18 protein-coding genes and 1 pseudogene are annotated in these 16,889 nt (G+C 66.5%); 11 read left to right on the top strand and 8 right to left on the bottom strand.

From position 1 onward, the window contains the following. Positions 1-135 precede the first annotated feature (135 nt). Positions 136-1,293, bottom strand: coding sequence for an FAD-dependent monooxygenase (locus tag AUL33_RS01815; protein WP_062203063.1), 1,158 nt, complete (start codon positions 1,291-1,293; stop codon positions 136-138). A 13-nt stretch (positions 1,294-1,306) separates the two neighbouring features. Further along, positions 1,307-1,552, bottom strand: coding sequence for a zinc-finger domain-containing protein (locus AUL33_RS01810; protein ID WP_062203061.1), 246 nt, complete (start codon positions 1,550-1,552; stop codon positions 1,307-1,309). Positions 1,553-1,683: 131 nt separating this feature from the next. Here AUL33_RS01810 and AUL33_RS01805 point away from each other — a divergent pair, with 131 nt between their 5' ends. The 3 genes from AUL33_RS01805 to AUL33_RS01795 all read left to right on the top strand — a co-directional run bounded on the left by AUL33_RS01805 (position 1,684) and on the right by AUL33_RS01795 (position 3,722). Beyond that, positions 1,684-2,457: an alpha/beta fold hydrolase gene (locus AUL33_RS01805; RefSeq protein WP_062203060.1), complete on the top strand. Its 774-nt coding sequence runs from the start codon at positions 1,684-1,686 to the stop codon at positions 2,455-2,457. A gap of 123 nt (positions 2,458-2,580) precedes the next feature. After that, complete coding sequence (cysE, locus tag AUL33_RS01800) at positions 2,581-3,402, top strand: serine O-acetyltransferase (RefSeq protein WP_062203058.1); 822 nt, start codon at positions 2,581-2,583, stop codon at positions 3,400-3,402. 110 nt (positions 3,403-3,512) lie between these two features. Next, positions 3,513-3,722 (top strand): DUF3126 family protein, encoded by a 210-nt coding sequence (locus AUL33_RS01795; protein ID WP_062203056.1) that lies wholly within the window; start codon positions 3,513-3,515, stop codon positions 3,720-3,722. Between the two features lie 64 nt (positions 3,723-3,786). On the opposite strand, the gene AUL33_RS01790 is transcribed toward AUL33_RS01795, so the two are convergent. After that, entirely contained in the window at positions 3,787-4,380 is a 594-nt protein-coding gene (locus AUL33_RS01790) for a transglutaminase-like cysteine peptidase (RefSeq protein ID WP_244491878.1), read from the bottom strand. A 437-nt stretch (positions 4,381-4,817) separates the two neighbouring features. After that, complete coding sequence (locus AUL33_RS01785; protein ID WP_062203052.1) at positions 4,818-5,423, bottom strand: PilZ domain-containing protein; 606 nt, start codon at positions 5,421-5,423, stop codon at positions 4,818-4,820. Positions 5,424-5,591: 168 nt separating this feature from the next. On the opposite strand from AUL33_RS01785, the gene AUL33_RS01780 reads away from it, so the two are divergent. Further along, positions 5,592-6,359 carry a rhomboid family intramembrane serine protease gene (locus AUL33_RS01780; protein ID WP_244491876.1) on the top strand — a complete coding sequence of 256 codons (768 nt, stop codon included), beginning with the start codon at positions 5,592-5,594 and terminating at the stop codon, positions 6,357-6,359. 87 nt (positions 6,360-6,446) lie between these two features. Further along, on the top strand, positions 6,447-6,878 hold the full coding sequence (locus AUL33_RS01775) for a CBS domain-containing protein (RefSeq protein WP_062203048.1): 432 nt from the start codon (positions 6,447-6,449) through the stop codon (positions 6,876-6,878). A gap of 18 nt (positions 6,879-6,896) precedes the next feature. On the opposite strand, the gene AUL33_RS01770 is transcribed toward AUL33_RS01775, so the two are convergent. The 3 genes from AUL33_RS01770 to folE form a co-directional block, all read right to left on the bottom strand. After that, a complete protein-coding gene (locus AUL33_RS01770; RefSeq protein WP_062203046.1) occupies positions 6,897-7,886 on the bottom strand; it encodes a patatin-like phospholipase family protein in 990 nt (329 codons plus the stop codon). 120 nt (positions 7,887-8,006) lie between these two features. After that, complete coding sequence (hisI, locus tag AUL33_RS01765; protein WP_156419232.1) at positions 8,007-8,405, bottom strand: phosphoribosyl-AMP cyclohydrolase; 399 nt, start codon at positions 8,403-8,405, stop codon at positions 8,007-8,009. A gap of 14 nt (positions 8,406-8,419) precedes the next feature. Beyond that, positions 8,420-9,037: a GTP cyclohydrolase I FolE gene (gene folE, locus AUL33_RS01760; protein WP_062203042.1), complete on the bottom strand. Its 618-nt coding sequence runs from the start codon at positions 9,035-9,037 to the stop codon at positions 8,420-8,422. Between the two features lie 228 nt (positions 9,038-9,265). On the opposite strand from folE, the gene AUL33_RS01755 reads away from it, so the two are divergent. From AUL33_RS01755 to thrS, 3 genes and pseudogenes are all read left to right on the top strand, one after another. Next, positions 9,266-9,703 (top strand): iron-sulfur cluster assembly scaffold protein, encoded by a 438-nt coding sequence (locus tag AUL33_RS01755; protein ID WP_062203040.1) that lies wholly within the window; start codon positions 9,266-9,268, stop codon positions 9,701-9,703. Then, a pseudogene (gene yidD, locus AUL33_RS01750) lies at positions 9,700-9,972 on the top strand (membrane protein insertion efficiency factor YidD); the annotation flags it as partial. The gene AUL33_RS01755 and the pseudogene yidD, both read left to right, overlap by 4 nt. Positions 9,973-10,120: 148 nt before the next feature. Then, positions 10,121-12,103, top strand: coding sequence for a threonine--tRNA ligase (gene thrS, locus AUL33_RS01745; RefSeq protein ID WP_062203036.1), 1,983 nt, complete (start codon positions 10,121-10,123; stop codon positions 12,101-12,103). Between the two features lie 65 nt (positions 12,104-12,168). Here the strand turns inward: thrS and AUL33_RS01740 are convergent, their stop codons facing one another. Then, positions 12,169-13,170: a hypothetical protein gene (locus tag AUL33_RS01740; protein WP_062203034.1), complete on the bottom strand. Its 1,002-nt coding sequence runs from the start codon at positions 13,168-13,170 to the stop codon at positions 12,169-12,171. A 273-nt stretch (positions 13,171-13,443) separates the two neighbouring features. Here AUL33_RS01740 and AUL33_RS01735 point away from each other — a divergent pair, with 273 nt between their 5' ends. From AUL33_RS01735 to AUL33_RS01725, 3 genes are all read left to right on the top strand, one after another. Then, positions 13,444-14,025 (top strand): nitroreductase, encoded by a 582-nt coding sequence (locus AUL33_RS01735; protein ID WP_062203033.1) that lies wholly within the window; start codon positions 13,444-13,446, stop codon positions 14,023-14,025. A 1-nt stretch (position 14,026) separates the two neighbouring features. Further along, a complete protein-coding gene (locus tag AUL33_RS01730) occupies positions 14,027-14,659 on the top strand; it encodes a flavin reductase family protein (RefSeq protein WP_062203031.1) in 633 nt (210 codons plus the stop codon). A gap of 358 nt (positions 14,660-15,017) precedes the next feature. After that, a complete protein-coding gene (locus tag AUL33_RS01725; protein ID WP_244491875.1) occupies positions 15,018-16,874 on the top strand; it encodes a thioesterase family protein in 1,857 nt (618 codons plus the stop codon). The last annotated feature ends 15 nt before the right edge of the window (positions 16,875-16,889 follow it).

Raw genomic sequence — 16,889 nt, 5'->3', positions numbered from 1 at the left:
GGTCGGCGGTGGGCGTGGTCGTCTGCGACATCGTTCCCAGCGCCGGTCCGCCGAGCGATCGGCGGGCCACGGCCTCGTTTGCAAACTAGGCCGGCGATAGGGGAAGGGAATGACGGCCGCCGCAGCCTCGGCTCGTCAGGTGGGCCCGCCATCGAGCGGCGCCGCGGTCCAGTCGTAGAGCCAACCGAGGTCTGCCCGCAGCGAGGCCGGCGATCGTGCCGCCATCGCGGCGTTGCGGGCCCACGAGGCCGGCGGCGGCAGGTGATACACGAAGCGGTGAAACGCCGCGCGCTTCACGACCTTGGCGATGCGCGGCGCGCGAAGCGCGGCGAAGGCGGGTAGCGCCACTTCGGGCGGCGATACGAAAAGCTGGCAGGCAAGCACCCAGGCATCCTCGATCGCCATCGCCGCCCCCTGCGCCGCATAAGGCGGCATGGCATGAGCAGCGTCGCCGACGAGGACGATGCGGGCGCGAGGCACCATCCGCTCGGCATGATCGACGTCGAGGATCGGCCAGACGCCGACGGGATCGGCGCGTTCGAGCATGCTGCGGAGGCGCTGGTCCCACAGAGAGAAACCGTCGAGCCGCGTTTGGCCATCGGGCTGCAGGACAACGAGATTGCGAGAGCCATCGCGGCGGATCGTGTAGGAGACCGCATGGCGCTTCGTCCCGAGCCACGCTTCGATCTCGCCGGTCGCGGAGCCGTCCGTATCGGGCGGGACCGCGAAGCGCAGCGCTTGAACGCCGGTGTTCCGGGCAGGCGCGTAGTCGAGGAGCGCGGCGCCGGCCGAATGGACGCCATCTGCGATCACCAAGAGATCGGCGCTGACCGTGGAGGCGGTTCCGTCGATCGAGCGGAACGACGCGCAGACGGTCGGACCCTCGTCCTGCAAAGCCGATAGGTTTTGGCCCAGATGCAGGCGTATCCAACCGACCCGCTCGACCGCGTCGAGCAAGACCCGTTGCAGGTCTGCGCGATGTACGGACAGATACCCGCGGCCTGCCGTGCTCTCGACGGGGATGCGCGCCAGCACCGTGCCCGTTCGTCCGCTTCGAAGCGTCACGGAGCGCGCGGCGACTGCGACCTGCGTCAACGCATCGAGAACGCCGAGGCGAGCGAGCACGTCCAGTGCGTTCGGTGAGAGTTGGAGCCCGGCGCCGACTGCTTCGAGGCGAGGCGAGCGCTCGAAGATCTCGACCTCGTAGCCCGCGAGCGACAGGGCGAGTGCGCTCGACAGGCCGGCGATCCCGCCGCCCGCGACGATCGCGGTTCGGGATACAGACGCCCGCAAGCCGATGGCCTCGTCAGGCCGCCTTGTCGTGGAAGGCGCAGCCTGCCGGCAGCGTGTCGTGGCGGCCGAGCGTCCGGTTGAAGCGATAGAGGGTGGAGCAGTAGGGGCAGACCTTTTCGCCCTCGTCGCCCATGTCGAGATAGACATGCGGGTGGTCGTAGGGCGGGTGCGCGCCGACGCACATGAACTCGCTGACGCCGATTTCGATCACGTCATGCCCCGCGTCGTTCTGGAAATGGGGCGTTCCATAATCGGCCATGTGGAGGTCTCCGAGGGCATGTCGTTCCTGATCGCGGCGGACATTAGCGGGGCGATCGGCAAAAGAACAGGGTGGTTTCGGGGTCCCGCTTCGAGATAAGCGGGACGCATCGTTTTGCAGGAGGCCAGGACATGGCGCAGTTCAGCAATGCCGGCTTCCGGCTCGATTTCCTCGACGAAGGCGAGAGGGAGGCGCCGGCGATCGTGCTGGTGCACGGCTTCGCGTCGAACATGCGCGTCAACTGGATCGACCCAGGTTGGGTGCAGACGCTGGTGGCTGGCGGCTGGCGGGTGGTCGCCTTCGACCATCGCGGCCACGGCGGCAGCGACAAGCCGCACGATGCGAGCGCCTACACGCCCGATGCTATGGTGTCCGACGTGGTGGCACTCTGCGACACGCTCGGCATCGCGAGGGCGGCGCTCTTCGGCTACTCGATGGGAGCCCGGGTGTCCGCCTTTGCGGGGATCGCGCATCCCGACCGCTTTCCGCTCCTCGTCTTCGGCGGGCTCGGCATCGGTCTCGTCGACGGCGTCGGCGACTGGGACCCGATCGCCGCAGCGCTGCGGGCGCCTTCGCTCGACGATGTCACGCACGAGCGGGGCCGCATGTTCCGCGCTTTCGCGGACCGCACGCGCAGCGACCGGATCGCGCTCGCCGCCTGCATCGAGACCTCGCGGCGCGAGCCGAGCCGTGAGGTGGTGAGCACGCTGCGCCAGCCGGTGCTCGTTGGGGTCGGCACGCGCGACGACATCGCGGGATCGGCCGAAGAGCTCGTGGCGCTCCTGCCCCATGGCGAGGCGTTCGACATCGCAGGACGCGACCATATGCTCGCGGTCGGCGACCGGACGTTCAAGGCGGCGGTGCTGGCCTTTCTCGACCGGCATCGCGGGCGGCTCATGGGCTAGAAGGGCCCGGCATTTTCATCGTCGCCCCAATCGGGTAGGGACTAGGGCAACTGGCGCGGCGTCGATGCGATCCTATCTGTCGTGTGGACCTTTCGGGACGGCGCTTGCGAAGGCGGAACGACGATGACGATTTTGGGCATGGCGCAGGTGGATCGCTTTCCGACTCTCGACCCGATCTGGGTCCAGATCCAGGACGAGGCGATGGCGGCGAGCGAACGCGAGCCGGCGCTGAGCGGCTTCCTCTATGCGACCGTCGTCAACCAGCGTTCGCTCGAAGCGGCCGTCGGCCATCGCATCGCCCAGCGGTTGGATCACTCCGACGTGCCCGCCTGCCACATCGAGCAGGCGTTCGCCGACATGACGGCGGCGCAGGCCGACTGGCAGGGTGTGCTGCGGAGCGACCTGCAGGCCGTCTACGACCGCGACCCTGCCTGCGAGCGGATGATCGAGCCTCTGCTCTACTTCAAGGGCTTCCACGCGATCCAGACGCATCGGCTGGCGCACTGGCTCTGGTCGGCCGGTCGCAAGGACTTCGCGCTCTATCTGCAGTCGCGCTCTTCCTCCGTGTTCCAGACGGACATCCATCCGGCTTCGCGCATGGGCCGCGGCATCTTCCTCGATCATGCCACCGGGCTCGTCGTCGGCTTCACGGCGGTGATCGGCAACAACGTGTCCATCCTGCAGGAGGTGACGCTGGGGGGCACCGGCAAGGAGTTCGGCGACCGTCATCCGAAGATCGGCAACGGCGTGCTGATCGGCGCGGGGGCCAAGATCCTCGGCAACATCCGCGTCGGCGACTGCTCGAAGATCGCCTCGGGTTCCGTCGTGCTGAAGGAAGTGCCGCCGAACTCGACGGTGGCCGGTATTCCCGCCAAGATCATCGGCACGTCCGGCTGCGCCGAGCCGGCGCGTGCGATGGATCAGGATTTCAGCCGGGGCGACTGACAGTCTGTTCTGCTTTGCGCCGCCGCCCACGGATTTCGCCTCCGGGGCGGTATGCCTTTGCGACCGAGTAGGATACTGACCGCCTCCAGACGCCCAAGGAGCATGATGACGTGAAGCCCGACGAGATCCGCAAGCTGGAAGCCTATCTGAAGAAGACCTTCACGGGGGTCGAACTGCAGGTGAAGCCGCTGCCCCGACGGAACGATACGGCCGAGGTCTACATCCGCGGCGAGTTCGCAGGCCTCATCGCGAAGGACACGGAGGAGGGTGAACTCTCCTACCACTTCACGATGACGATCCTCGACATCGACCTCGACTGAACCGGTCCAACGGACCGACAAGACAGAAAAGGCCGGCTCTCGCCGGCCTTTTTTCGTTTCGAGGTCAGCGAACGCTGCCGACGAGCATGTCGCGGTCGTCGTCGATCGAAACCCAGCGCGAGGAGTCGGCCTCGGACTGGCGCTTGAGATAGCGGTAGGGCGTCAGGGTCCAGTCGAGCGCGCGCTGATCGAGATTGTCGAGAATGATGTCGCCGCGGCTGGTGCGGATGGTCAGGACGGCGTGGCCGTCGCCGTTGGGCTGGCGCACCACGGTGAGGAGCAGCGCCGAGCGGGGAAAGCCTTCGCGCTCCAGCATGAACTGCTTGAGGAGGGCGAAGTCCTCGCAGTCGCCTTCAGTGGTCGGGTAGGTCCAGAGCTCGGGAACGCCAAAGATCTCGTCGTCGGTGCGCGGCGTGATGCCGACGTTCACTGCCGAGTTGATCTCGATGATCGTCGCCCAGTTGCGATCGGTCATCTGGATCTGGGCGACCCCGCGGTTGGGACCGCATTCGCTCTTGTGCAGCTTGCAGAAGTCGTAGTGGCCGACCGGCTGCGATGTCGGCGTGCCCAGAAGCATGCCCGCCTCGGCGTCGACCATCGGCAGAGCGGCGAAGAAGACGCCGGCAACCAACAGCATCGAGCGAATGAATTCTGGCACGTTCGGTCTCCCATCGCGGTGATGGGAGATTGGCACAGGGCTTTTACTGCCAGTGGAAACGCGAGTAGACGATTTTCAGCAAAGAAGACTCGATGTGTTTAGACATCATACTTCCAGTTTTCTGAAAATTCGAGGTAAACGAGAGCTTGGGCTCGTTCATGCTTTGCTCACCGCGTTGCATCGGTGGTCATAGGCGTAAAGGACGCGGCCGGCCGATGCCCGATGGGGCGGGCTTGCGACGGCGACAGGTTAACGGCGGTCGTGGAAGGTCTTAACGGGCGATCGGGGCGCGGCGCGAAACAGCCTTACACCGGCGTTCACACCCGTGAACGAAGCGTCGCCGAGGCGTTAAGGGGCGCGGCTTGGTCGCAAGAGGGAGCGGGCGATTTGTCCCCGTTATCCACAGGGCGTCCGGCGGATCGGCCGGCTCGGCGGCCTTAGCGGAAGCGTTCGTCGAGGGTTTCGCGCGTCTGGAGCGTCGCGAACTCGACGGCGACGCCGTCCTCAAGCTGGCGCACCACGCGTCCCTGCATCGTGCCGAGCGTCAGGCGCGAGCCGATGGCGGGGCGCACGGCGCAGGCGACGGCGGCGCCCGACAGCGACAGATCGATGATGCGCACCTGATAGCGGCGCCCGTCGTCTAGGATCATCTCGAGGATGGGATGGCGCGGCTGGATGCGCTCGTGGCGCCGGTCCTCGGGCAGCGACAGCTCGTGGCGGTTGGCGAGCCAGGTCAGCTGCGCCGCCAGCTTCTCGCGCTTGCGCTCGGTCGCCTGCAGGATCATCGCGAATCCGCCGGGATAGGCACGGACCACGGAGCCTTCGAGCCGGCCGACATGATCTGCGTAGAGAATGACGCGCTCGTTCGCCCTGGGCTCGACCGGCGAGACGACACCGACATCGCCCGGCGACATGTTGTCGACGCGGCAGGGATACTCGGTCTGGTTCTCGAGCATGAAACGACCGAGCAGGTCGATTTTGACGCGCTTGAAGTGGCGGCGGTCTTCGACGACGAGCGGCGTCTTGGGCAAGGTGTTCAGCATGGGTCGCCGCGTCGGTTCCGTTCGTATCCACCTGCAGATTAGGCAAAGAGAGTTAACGAGCCCCTTTGTTTCCCGTCTTTTCGAAAGAGGTCGGCAAGGTTGAGGTGGCTCCCACCGTTGCTATCCCGGCCGCCGGCGATAGCTTGGCCTCGAAACAGGAGAAGATGCGTGTCCCCCGATCCCATGCCAAGATTGCAGGAGCCGACGCCGCCGCCGCGCGTGCGCGCCATCAACGTCCCCGGCGTCGTGCTGGCGCTGATCGCTCTTTTCGCCTTGGTCCACTGGGTTCGAACGAGCGTCCTGTCGGACGTGGATGCTGGCTGGGTTCTCCTGAACTTCGCCTTCATTCCCGGCTGCTACGGCGGCGGCGACGAGATCTGTTCCCTGCGCGACGCCTGGGCCGGCGTGGTGTCTCCGGTCTCGCACGCCTTCCTTCACGGCGATTGGACGCATTTCGGCGCCAACGCCATCTGGCTTCTCGCCTTCGGAACGCCTGTGGCGCGCCGGCTCGGCGTCCTTCGCTTTCTCGTCTTCTCACTCATCGGCGCGGTGGCGGGCGCGGGGCTCTTCTACCTTCTCAACACCGATCTCGTACAGCCGATGATCGGCGCCTCCGGCGTCGTCTCCGCCCTGATGGGAGCGGCGTCGCGTTTCGCGCTGGGTTCCACGGCCCGGCCGGGTTTGCGCGACGTGGCGTTTGCGCCCCGGCTCAGCATCGGACGCAGCCTCACCGACCGCACCATCCTCTTCTTCATCGCGATCTTCTTCGCCACCAACGTCGCGCTCGGCTCGGGCGCCGCATTCCTGTTCGGGGAGGTGGGATCGATCGCCTGGGAGGCCCATCTCGGCGGCTTCCTGTTCGGCTTCCTCTGCTTTGCCGCCTTCGATCCGCGTCACCAGCACGAGATCGGCCTGTCGGGCGGTCCGACGGCCTGACGGGGGCCGGAAACCCGATGTTTTCTGTTGCCAGCGTCGCGGTCCGGTCGCACGATGCGCCACAAGAAGACGACAAGGGAGGCTCGCATGTCCGTTCGCCTGATACTCGAGAGCAAGGGCCGGGAGGTCGCGACGATCGACCCCAGCGCCACGCTGGGCACTGCGGTGAAGACGCTGGCCGAGCGCCGGATCGGCGCGCTCGTGTCGGTGGGCGAAGGCGGCACGGTAATCGGCATCCTGTCGGAGCGCGACATCGTCCGCCGTATCGCGGAGGACGGAGCCTCCTGCCTCGACGAGCCGGTTGCCTCCGCGATGACGCGAAACGTCAAGACGGCGCAGGAGGACATGACGATCGACGAGGCGATGGATGTCATGACGCGGAACCGCTTCCGCCATCTGCCCGTCACCGAAGGCGGGCGGCTGGTCGGGATCGTGTCGATCGGCGACGTCGTCAAGCTGCGGATCGAGACGGTGGAGCGTGAGGCGGAAGACATGCGCAGCTATATCCACGCGGGCTGAGGTCGACCCTGGTCCCGTTCAGCGCGGGACGAGCGACTGGCACAGCCGCTCGATCTCGGCCATGCCGCGCATCGTCTCCTGATAGCCGTAGGCGATGCACTCCTTGGCCCGGAAGAACTCCGACAGGCCGATGTCGCGCACGCGCGGATGGATCGAATAATCAGGCGGGTCGCCCGCCAGCCGCGAACGCGAGATCCGGTCTTGGATGATGTTGAATGCATCGACCATGGACCGGGCGATGCCGACCTTGTCGCGCCAGCTTTCGGCCATGTTTTCCGAGCCGATCAACGGATCGGAAAGGTTGGCGGCGATCGTCTGCGCGGGCGATGACCCTTCCGCCTTCATGCGTAGCACCGCCGCCCGGCCGAACAGGTCGTAGTGCAGGTTCACCGCGACGACGAGCGGCTCCTCGAAGGCGCGGCAGACCGAGACCGGCACGGGATTGACCAGCGCGCCGTCGAACAGGCGCCGTCCCGCGCATTCCACCGGCTGGAAGACGCCGGGCAGGGCGTAGGACGCCCGCATCGCCAGGACGAGCGAACCCGAATCCAGCCAGACCTCGTGGCCGCTGCGGGCCTCCGTCGCCACGCAGACGAGCGGTCGGCTGAGGTTTTCGATGCGGACGTCCTGAAGCGTCGAGACCAGCCGCCGGTTGAGGCGCGCACCGCCGATGAGTCCGGCGCCGCCGAGGCGCAGATCGAGAAAGCGCATCATCCCGCGGCGCGTCAGCGACAGCGCGAAGGCTTCGAGCTCGTCGAGCCGTCCCGCCAGATAGCAGCCGCCGACGAGGGCGCCGATCGAGGTGCCGGCGATCATGGAGATGGGAACCTGCGCCTCGTCGAGCGCGCGGATCACGCCGATATGGGCCCAGCCGCGCGCCGCGCCGCCGCCGAGTGCCAGCGCGATGCCGCGCGGCTTGCGCGGTGCCGGCTGTTGCACGTCGATGACCGGCACGCCGGAGGGCGTCGCCGAGAGGCCGGCGGACCGTCTGAAAACCCTGTCCAACATCGTTGAGCGATCCCGTGCGGCCCAAGCCACGCGCATCTTGAGCGGGCCGACCTTTCGGCTCTGCTGCCGTTTATGGTGAAGACTTCGAAAACCTGCGCTGCGGCGCACGCGGGCGGGTGGTCAATCGAAGAGCAGCGCGCGCCCATCCCCGGCGGTGTCGATGCGCCGATAGAAGCACGTGGCGCGTCCGGTGTGGCAGGTATCCTCTGGCTTGGCGACGTCGACCTTCAGCCAGACGGCATCCTGATCGCAGTCTGTGCGGATCTCGCGCACGCTCTGCAGCGCGCCCGACGTCTCGCCCTTCTTCCAGAGGGTGCCGCGCGACCGGCTGTGATAATGGGCAATACCGGTGCGGATGGTCAGGTCCAGCGCCTCTGCATCCATATGCGCGACCATTAAGAGCATGCCGCTCTCGGCGTCGGTAACGACGGCCGTCACCAGTCCGGCCGCGTCGAAGCGGGGCCGCAGCACGGAGCCTTCCTCGTCGGCGGCTTTCGTCGTCGGGGCCTCGAAGGGCACGAAGGCTGCCGCGCTCACTTGATCATCGACAGGAAGCGCGCCTGCTCCGCGCGGTCGTCCTTGAACGTGCCGAAGAAGGACGTGGTGATGGTCGAGGAGCCCTTGGTGCGAATGCCGCGCATCGACATGCACATGTGCTCGGCCTCGATCATCACGGCGACGCCCCTCGGCGTCAGCGCGGCATCGATGACGGCGGCAACCTGTTCGGTCATCGCTTCCTGCGTCTGCAGGCGACGGGCGTAGATGTCGACGACGCGCGCGATCTTCGACAGGCCGAGAACCCGGCCGTCCGGCTGGTAGGCGACATGCGCCTTCCCGATGATCGGCACCATGTGGTGCTCGCAGTGCGAGATGAAGTCGATGTTGCGTACGAGAACCATCTCGTCGTAGCCCGCAACCTCCTCGAAGGTTCGCGTCAGGATCTCGGCGGGTTCCTGATCGTAACCGCCGAAGATCTCCTCGTAGGCCTTCACGACCCGGCGCGGCGTATCGAGAAGACCCTCGCGCGACGGCGTCTCGCCGATCCAGCGCAGCAGAACCTCGACGGCGGCTTCGGCCTCCTCACGGCTCGGCCGGGCGGTCACGGAGGAGGCGCTGGCCTCCTCGACGATTTTCCTGACGGTGGCGTCCATCTCAAACCCTGATCTTGGCGTCCGGCAACGCTGGACCGGCCGCGGGGCGTCCAAGGTAAGGATGCGCCCGAGCCGGTTGATGTTATATAGTTACAGCGCGGTCAAGTCGCGCGGCCGGCGAAGTCGGACGGATGCGCTTTCGACGCGGGACCGACGTCCCTATATACAGAACCCGAAGGCCGGTTTGTAGATCGCACCGACCGGAACGGACCTTCAACGGACACGGCCATGATCGACGATCTCTACAACACCCGCATTCTCGAACTCGCCGGCAACATTCCGCGCATCGGGCGGCTGGCCGCGCCGGACGGAAGCGCCACCGCCCATTCGAAGCTCTGCGGATCGACCGTGGTGGTCGACATCGCCGTCACCGACGGCGTCGTGACCGATTTTGCCCATGAAGTGCGGGCCTGCGCGCTCGGGCAGGCATCGTCGGCCGTCATGGCACGCCATGTCGTGGGTGCCAGCGCCGGGGAACTACGCGCGGTTCGCGATGCGATGCTGCGGATGCTGAAGGAGAACGGCCCACCGCCGACCGGTCGCTTCGAGGAACTGCGCTATCTCGAGCCGGTGCGCGAGCACAAGGCGCGGCATGCCTCGACGATGCTGACCTTTGACGCCGTCGTCGCCGCGCTTGAAAAGGCGGAGCTACGCGAGGCGGCATGAGCGCTGGGAGGCCGGTTGCCGGCCGCAACTACGATGGGCCCTGGCGGCGCACGCCGGGTCGGCTCCTCGGCGTCGGCTTCGTGCGCCTCTATCAACTGACCCTGTCGCCGCTCGTCGGCAGCCATTGCCGGCACGTCCCGACCTGCTCTGAATATGCCTACGAGGCGGTGGCGCGGCACGGCCTCTGGCGCGGCGGATGGCTGAGCGCCAAGCGCGTCGCGCGGTGCGGCCCGTTCGGCAAGGCCGGTCTCGATCCCGTGCCGCACGATCACGACTGACCCCGTTCCCACGCCATTTCCAACTTGCACGCTGTCGGGGCGCTGGTAGAAGTCGCCGCTTCGTGGCCCGAAGCGCCGCGACCTCGATCGAGACAGCTTTCCCGCATGGTAGGCGGGGGTGAGCGCGAAAGGACAAGCCATGGTCGACCTGACGTTTCCCGACAATTCCGTGCGATCCTACGAGCCCGAGACGACCGGCGCGCAGATCGCGCTCGGCATCTCCAAGTCGCTGGCGAAGAAGGCCATCGCCTACGCCCTCGACGGCGAGGTGCGCGACCTGTCGGATCCCGTGGGCCGTGCCGGCCGGGTCGAGATCGTCACCCGCGACGATCCGCGCGCCATCGAGTTGATCCGCCACGACGCCGCGCATGTGATGGCCGAGGCGGTTCAGGAACTGTGGCCGGGCACGCAGGTGACGATCGGTCCAGTGATCGAGAACGGCTTCTACTACGACTTCGCCAAGGAGACGCCCTTCACGCCCGACGACCTGCCGGTCATCGAGAAGAAGATGCTCGAGATCATCCGCCGCAACGCCGCCTTCACGAAGGAAGTCTGGTCGCGCGACGAGGTGCGCCGCGTCTTCGGCGACAAGGGCGAGACGTATAAGGTCCAACTCGTCGATGCGATTCCCGAAGGCCAGGATCTGAAGATCTACCGCCAGGGCGACTGGTTCGATCTCTGCCGCGGTCCGCACATGGCCTCGACGGGCCAGATCGGCGAGGCGTTCAAGCTGATGAAGGTGGCCGGCGCCTACTGGCGGGGCGACTCCAACAACCCGATGCTGACGCGCATCTACGGCACAGCCTGGGCGACGCCCGAGCAGCTGAAGTCCTACCTGACGATGCTGGAGGAGGCCGAGAAGCGCGACCATCGCCGCCTCGGCCGCGAGATGGACCTCTTCCATTTCCAGGAGGAAGGACCGGGCGTCGTGTTCTGGCACCCGAAGGGTTGGTCGCTGTTCCAGGACCTCACGGCCTACATGCGCCGCCGCCTGCTCGGCTCCTATCAGGAGGTGAATGCGCCGCAGGTGCTCGACAAGTCGCTCTGGGAGACCTCCGGCCACTGGGGCTGGTACCGCGAGAACATGTTCCAGGTGCAGTCGGCCGGCGACGAGACCGAGGACAAGCGCGTCTTCGCGCTCAAGCCAATGAACTGTCCAGGCCACGTGATGATCTTCAAGCACGGCTTGAAGTCCTACCGCGAACTGCCCATTCGCTTTGCAGAATTCGGCCTCGTGCACCGCTATGAGCCGTCCGGCGCCATGCATGGGCTGATGCGGGTGCGCGGCTTCACGCAGGACGATGCGCACGTCTTCTGCACCGAAGACCAGATGGCTGACGAGTGCCTGAAGATCAACGACCTTATTCTCTCGGTCTACGAGGATTTCGGCTTCGAGGAGATCGTCGTCAAGCTCTCGACGCGCCCCGAGAAGCGGGTCGGCTCGGACGAGCTCTGGGATCATGCGGAAGAGGTGATGACGAAGGTGCTCGGCCAGATCGAGGCGCAGTCGGGCGGGCGGATCAAGACCGGCATCAATCCGGGCGAGGGCGCCTTCTACGGGCCGAAGTTCGAATACACGCTGCGCGACGCGATCGGCCGCGAGTGGCAGTGTGGCACGACGCAGGTCGACTTCAACCTGCCCGAGCGCTTCGGTGCCTTCTACATCGACGCCAACAGCGAGAAGAAGACGCCGGTGATGATCCACCGCGCGATCTGCGGCTCGATGGAGCGCTTCCTCGGCATCCTCATCGAAAATTTCGCCGGCCACTTCCCGCTCTGGATGTCGCCGGTTCAGGTCGTGGTCGCGACGATCACCTCGGAAGCCGACAACTACGCGGTGAAGGTGGTCGAGGAGCTGCGCGAGGCCGGCCTTCGCGTCGAGCTCGACGTCCGCAACGAGAAGATCAACTACAAGGTCCGCGAACACTCGCTGGCCAAGATCCCGGTCATTCTCGTCTGCGGCAAGCGCGAGGCGGAAGAGCGTTCGGTGAACGTGCGTCGTCTCGGCTCGCGCGATCAGGAGGCGATGAGCCTCGACGCCGCGATGACGATGCTGGTCGACGAGGCCGTGGCGCCGGACCTGAAGCGCAAGTCGAAGGGTAGCAAGGCGCTCGCCGCCTGAGACGCAGCGAGAAGCGAACACAGTTGCCAAGCCCGGTCGGAGACGACCGGGCTTTTCTCGTTCGGTCAGTCGCCGGTACCGCCTTCCGGGCTGTCGGCGTCGATGAGGTCGCTGGTCAGCACCTCGACTTCCGAATCCTTGCCGGCCGTCACCTGAAACGGCCGCTGGAAGATGCGGTCGCGGTTCTTGGCGGTGATGATGTAGCCGCCTTCCTCCAGAACCATGGACGCGAAGGCCCCGACGCTTTCTCGGATGAGATCGCCCTGGTCCGAGGTGATCGACCACGCCGTATCGGCGAGGGCCTCGCCGCCATGCTCGCGAACGAGCTTCAGCGTCAGTTCGGCCGCATGGTGGGCGAGGGTCGCATCGGTGATCCGCGCGGCCTCGACGCGTACATCCGCGCGCACCACGGCGTTCACGTCGCCGAAATGCGAGATGATGTGGTAATCGCCGGCATTCAGGCGCACCACCACGCCGGGCTTGATGTCGGAGGCGATCAGCTGCCGATCCTGTTCGTCGGTCGCTTGCGCGTAGACGTCGAAGGTCAGCTTGTCCTCGATGAGGTGGTCGTCGGCCGACGTTGCGTGGAGGCGCAGCCCCCCGGCCTCGATCGCCACCATCTCGTGCGTCAATTGGCCCGTGAACTGAATGCGCTTCGTCATGCCGGCGCGCCCATAGCCGACATGCAGCAGGTAGTCGCCCGGTGGCACGTCGAACATGGCTTCGCCGCCCTTGGCCACCGCGATCACCGGCAGCTTGCCGTCCGGCGCGGGATTGGGCGAGAACAGGCGCCAGACCAGATCGCCGGGGATCTCCGGCCCATCCTTGCCGAGGCGCGCCTTGAGGATCAGCGCATTGAGCGGTCGGACCAGGCTCGGCGGCGCCTTTGGCTGGGGCGCCAGCGCGGGAAGGGCGGGAAGCGAGGTGGTCGTGGGCAGATCGCGGCCGGGATCGCGCGGCAATTCGATCGGCTCGAAGCGCTTGATGCCGCGTGCCGTGGGAATGCCGAGATCGACCGATGCCGGATCGTCGGGAATGGCGGACGGCGAGGCGTAAGCGCCCGGCATGTCGGGTCCGCCACCACCACCGGCGGGGCCACCGTCCTGCGCCAGTGCTGGCCCGGTCACGAGAGCAAGCAGAAGGGCACCGGATGTCGTCCAACTCCTCGTTCCCAACCGATTCCCCTTCTATCCGGCATCCATCGTCGCGTTGAATGACATCGCATGGACGATTTGATGGCGGAAGACGGGCCAAGCTCAGGTTACCCACCGGCGCGCTTTGCAAACCGGCCGCGCTGGACTAGCTCTCACCCAGACGACGAACAGGACCGAGTATCCCCCGTGACCGATGCCAAGACGCTTCTCGCCACCCGTCGCTCCGTGCCGATCCCGGCGCTCGTCGAGCCGGCGCCGACGGCCGACGAACTGACCGCGATCCTCACGGCGGCGACCCGCGTGCCCGACCACGGCAAGCTCGCTCCCTGGCGTTTCATCCTGTTTCGCGGCGAGGCGGCGGCGGCGATCAGCCTGAAACTGGCCGATCTCGCCGACAGCAAGAACGGCAGCCCGCTCGGCGAAGGCCGGCGCGCCTTCGAGGAACAGCGGTTCACGCGAGCGCCGCTCGTCGTCGGCGTGGTCTCCACCGCCAAGCCGCATTTCAAGGTTCCGGAGTGGGAGCAGGTCCTGTCGGCCGGTGCGGCGACGATGAACCTCATTCACGCCGCCCACGCCCATGGCTACGGCGCCAACTGGATCACCGAATGGGTGGCCTACGACGAGGACGCCAAGGCGCTGATGGGCATCGCGGCGGACGAGAAGGTCGTCGGCTTCATCTATCTGGGCACCCCAAAGGATGCCCCGAGCGACCGGCCGCGCCCCGAGCTTTCGGCCGTCGTCACCGAAGCCGCGATGCCGGGCGCCTGAGATGTTCTATCGCACCGACACGAACGATCACGGCCTGCCGCACGATCCCTTCAAGGCCATCGTCAGCCCGCGTCCTATCGGCTGGATCTCGACGCGCGCGCTGGACGGGCGCGTCAACCTCGCTCCCTACAGCTTCTTCAATGCGATCTCCGACAAGCCCAAGCTTGTGATGTTCTCGTCGGTCGGGATGAAGGACAGCGCCAGCTTCGCGATCGAAAGCGGCGAGTTCGTCGCCAACCTCGCGACGGCGCCGTTGGCCATGGCGCTTAACCGCTCGTCCGCGCCGGCACCTCGCGGGGGCAGCGAGTTCGCGATCTCCGGCCTGACGGAAGCGGACTGCGAGATCGTCGCCGCGCCGCGCGTCCGCGAATCGCCCGCCGCGCTGGAATGCCAGGTGACGCAAAGCTTCACGCCGATCGGGCTCGACGGCCGGCCGTCGGAGAACGTCATGGTGATCGGCGAGGTCGTCGGGATCCACATCGACGAGCGGATCCTGCGCGACGGCATGGTGTCCATGGAACTCGCCGAACCCCTCAGCCGTCTCGGCTATCTCGACTATGCCGTGACGCGCGAGGTCTTCCAGATGCGCCGTCCGCGCGAAGCGGATGCCAGCGATCTCCCGACCGCGCGGTAGAGGACATGGCCGGCTGCGCCGAGCCGGTGAACGATGCGCTTTGCCCAATGAAGCGCATCGGGGGGAACAATTGACCGGATAGGAGGGCGGGCGAACGGCAGCGGGCGACGCGCTGGACAGCTCGGGTGCCTTCAGCGACCTCGCATTTGCGTTGCCTGAATGGGTCCGCGGCCATTGGCATGTCCTCGCTCCGACAAGCGTACCGGTACGGCCCGGCGATCACCGTTCGCGAAAGACGCAATGCTCGCAAAAGCCTCCACAGCTTTTATCGCGTGTAAAGGACACGCTCCGCGACGATCGTTAAAATTTGATGTATTTCGCTGGGCCGTCCGAGACGAATTTCGAGGCTGGCCTGAGCATGATGCGTACTCGATTCCTGCGCTCGTTGAGCTGGGCACCGACCATTTCGCTGTCCTGGATGTGGGGGCTCGGGTTCTTCTACTCGATGCACATCGTCTGGATCCAGGGTTGGACCGGCTTCTGGGTCTTCGCCCTCGCGAACGCGATCGGCCTGGCCCTTTTCGGCTGCGTCCTCGGATCGGCCCGCCGCGATCCCGAAACGGTGTTCGGCCGGATCGGCCCGCGCTTCGTCTCGATCTTCCTGCTCTGCCAGATCGGGGCCGTTGCGATCACCCTCTTCTCCATCGGCGCCTATGTCTGGCCTCTTCTGCTGCCCGGCGAGAGCGCCAGCACGGGGCTCGCTCTGACCGCGCTCATGGTCGTCTTCGGCTGCGCCGTGGGGCACACGAGCACGCTCCGCCGATTGCGGTTCCTGCATATCGGTTATCTGGCGCTGGCCCTCGCTGCGATCGCCGTCGCCTGGGGCTTCATGCCCGAAGGCGGCGCTTCGCCCGTGGCGATCGAACCGCCCGCGACCCTGTCGGTCTGGACCTTCCTCCTACCGACCCTCGTCGGCTTTGCGCTCGGTCCCTGGGGTGATCTCCAGCATTGGCAGCGGGCGATCGAGATCCGCCGGAGCGGGGCGTCGCCGGCCATCGCCTATGTCGGCGGCGGCGTTATCTTTCTCGGCTTCCTGATCGCGAACGCGGTGCTGGCGCGATCGGCGGGGGCGTTCATCCAGGTTGGGACGGACGGGGCGATCGGCGCGCAGGCTTCGGTGGCCGCTCGCTTCGCGTCCGAAGGGTTCGGCATCGGCATGGTCGCGTTCGTGGTCTGGGTGGCGATCGCCGCGGTGACGACGATCGACAGCTTCTATTGCGCCACGCGCTGGTATCTCTCCTCGCTGTTGTCCGGCAGCATGCACCCGGCGCTAGCCTTCGTTCCCGTGGCGGCCGCGACCTCGCCGCTCTGGTTGCTCGCTGTCGCCGTCGCCGCGACCGGGGTGATGAGCGCGTTCGGCCTTTCGCAGACCGCCTACATGATGCCCTACGCGACGCTTCTCGTCGGAGTAACGGTATGCCTCTTCGCCGAGTGCCTCGGGCGGCCGACGCGGTTCGACGCGCTAACCTGCTATCTCTGGGGACTGGCGGCCGCCCTCGTGTTCTTCGTCGGCTACCGGGGCGATCTCCCGCTTCTCGTTCCCGTCTCGACCTTAATCGCGCTCGTCGGCACGATCCGCCCGCTGCAGGCGATCGTCGGTGGGCGTTCGCAGGCGCCGGCCGGTCTCGCAACTGTGCGCGATGGCCCGACCCCGCATCCGATCGCGGCATCGCCGTCGAACGCCGTGCTCGCCCGACCCGCATCCGTCATCACGACGGCCAACAGCAATGGCGGGCCTGCCCACGGCTTCGACGGACAGTGGTTCGTCATGCAGATCACGCCGACCTACGACGACACCAACTCGGTCGGAAACGTCTATTTCGCCAACTATGTGCGATGGGTCGGCAAGGCGCGCGAGCTGTTCTTCAACGCCTGCATGCCTGCGTTCGAGCTGGAGACCACGCGCTACTATGTCCTGACGAAGTCGTTCCAGCACGACTTCCGGCGGGAGATCGCGGAGTTCGAGCCTGCGACGATCCGCATCCGGATCGCCAGCCACAATCGAAAGTTCGTCACGCTCGGGCATGAGATCGTCAGCGAACGCCATGGCCTGCTCGGTCGGGGCGAGCAGGATCTGATGTTCGTCGACCGGGAGAGCTTCAAGCCGCTCGACATTCCTGCCGACATCATCCGTGGGTTCCTGCCGTTCTGGCCATCGAGCCGTCCGCAGGACGTGGCGGTGCCGGTTCCCGACGAGGTCCGCAAGGCGAGCTGACCGTTCCGCGTCCGG

The organism is Aureimonas sp. AU12 (genome assembly GCF_001463705.1).
Taxonomy (GTDB): Bacteria; Pseudomonadota; Alphaproteobacteria; order Rhizobiales; family Rhizobiaceae; genus Aureimonas.
Note: the sequence above shows the minus strand (reverse complement) of the source record. Positions and strands in the feature narration are given on the sequence as shown.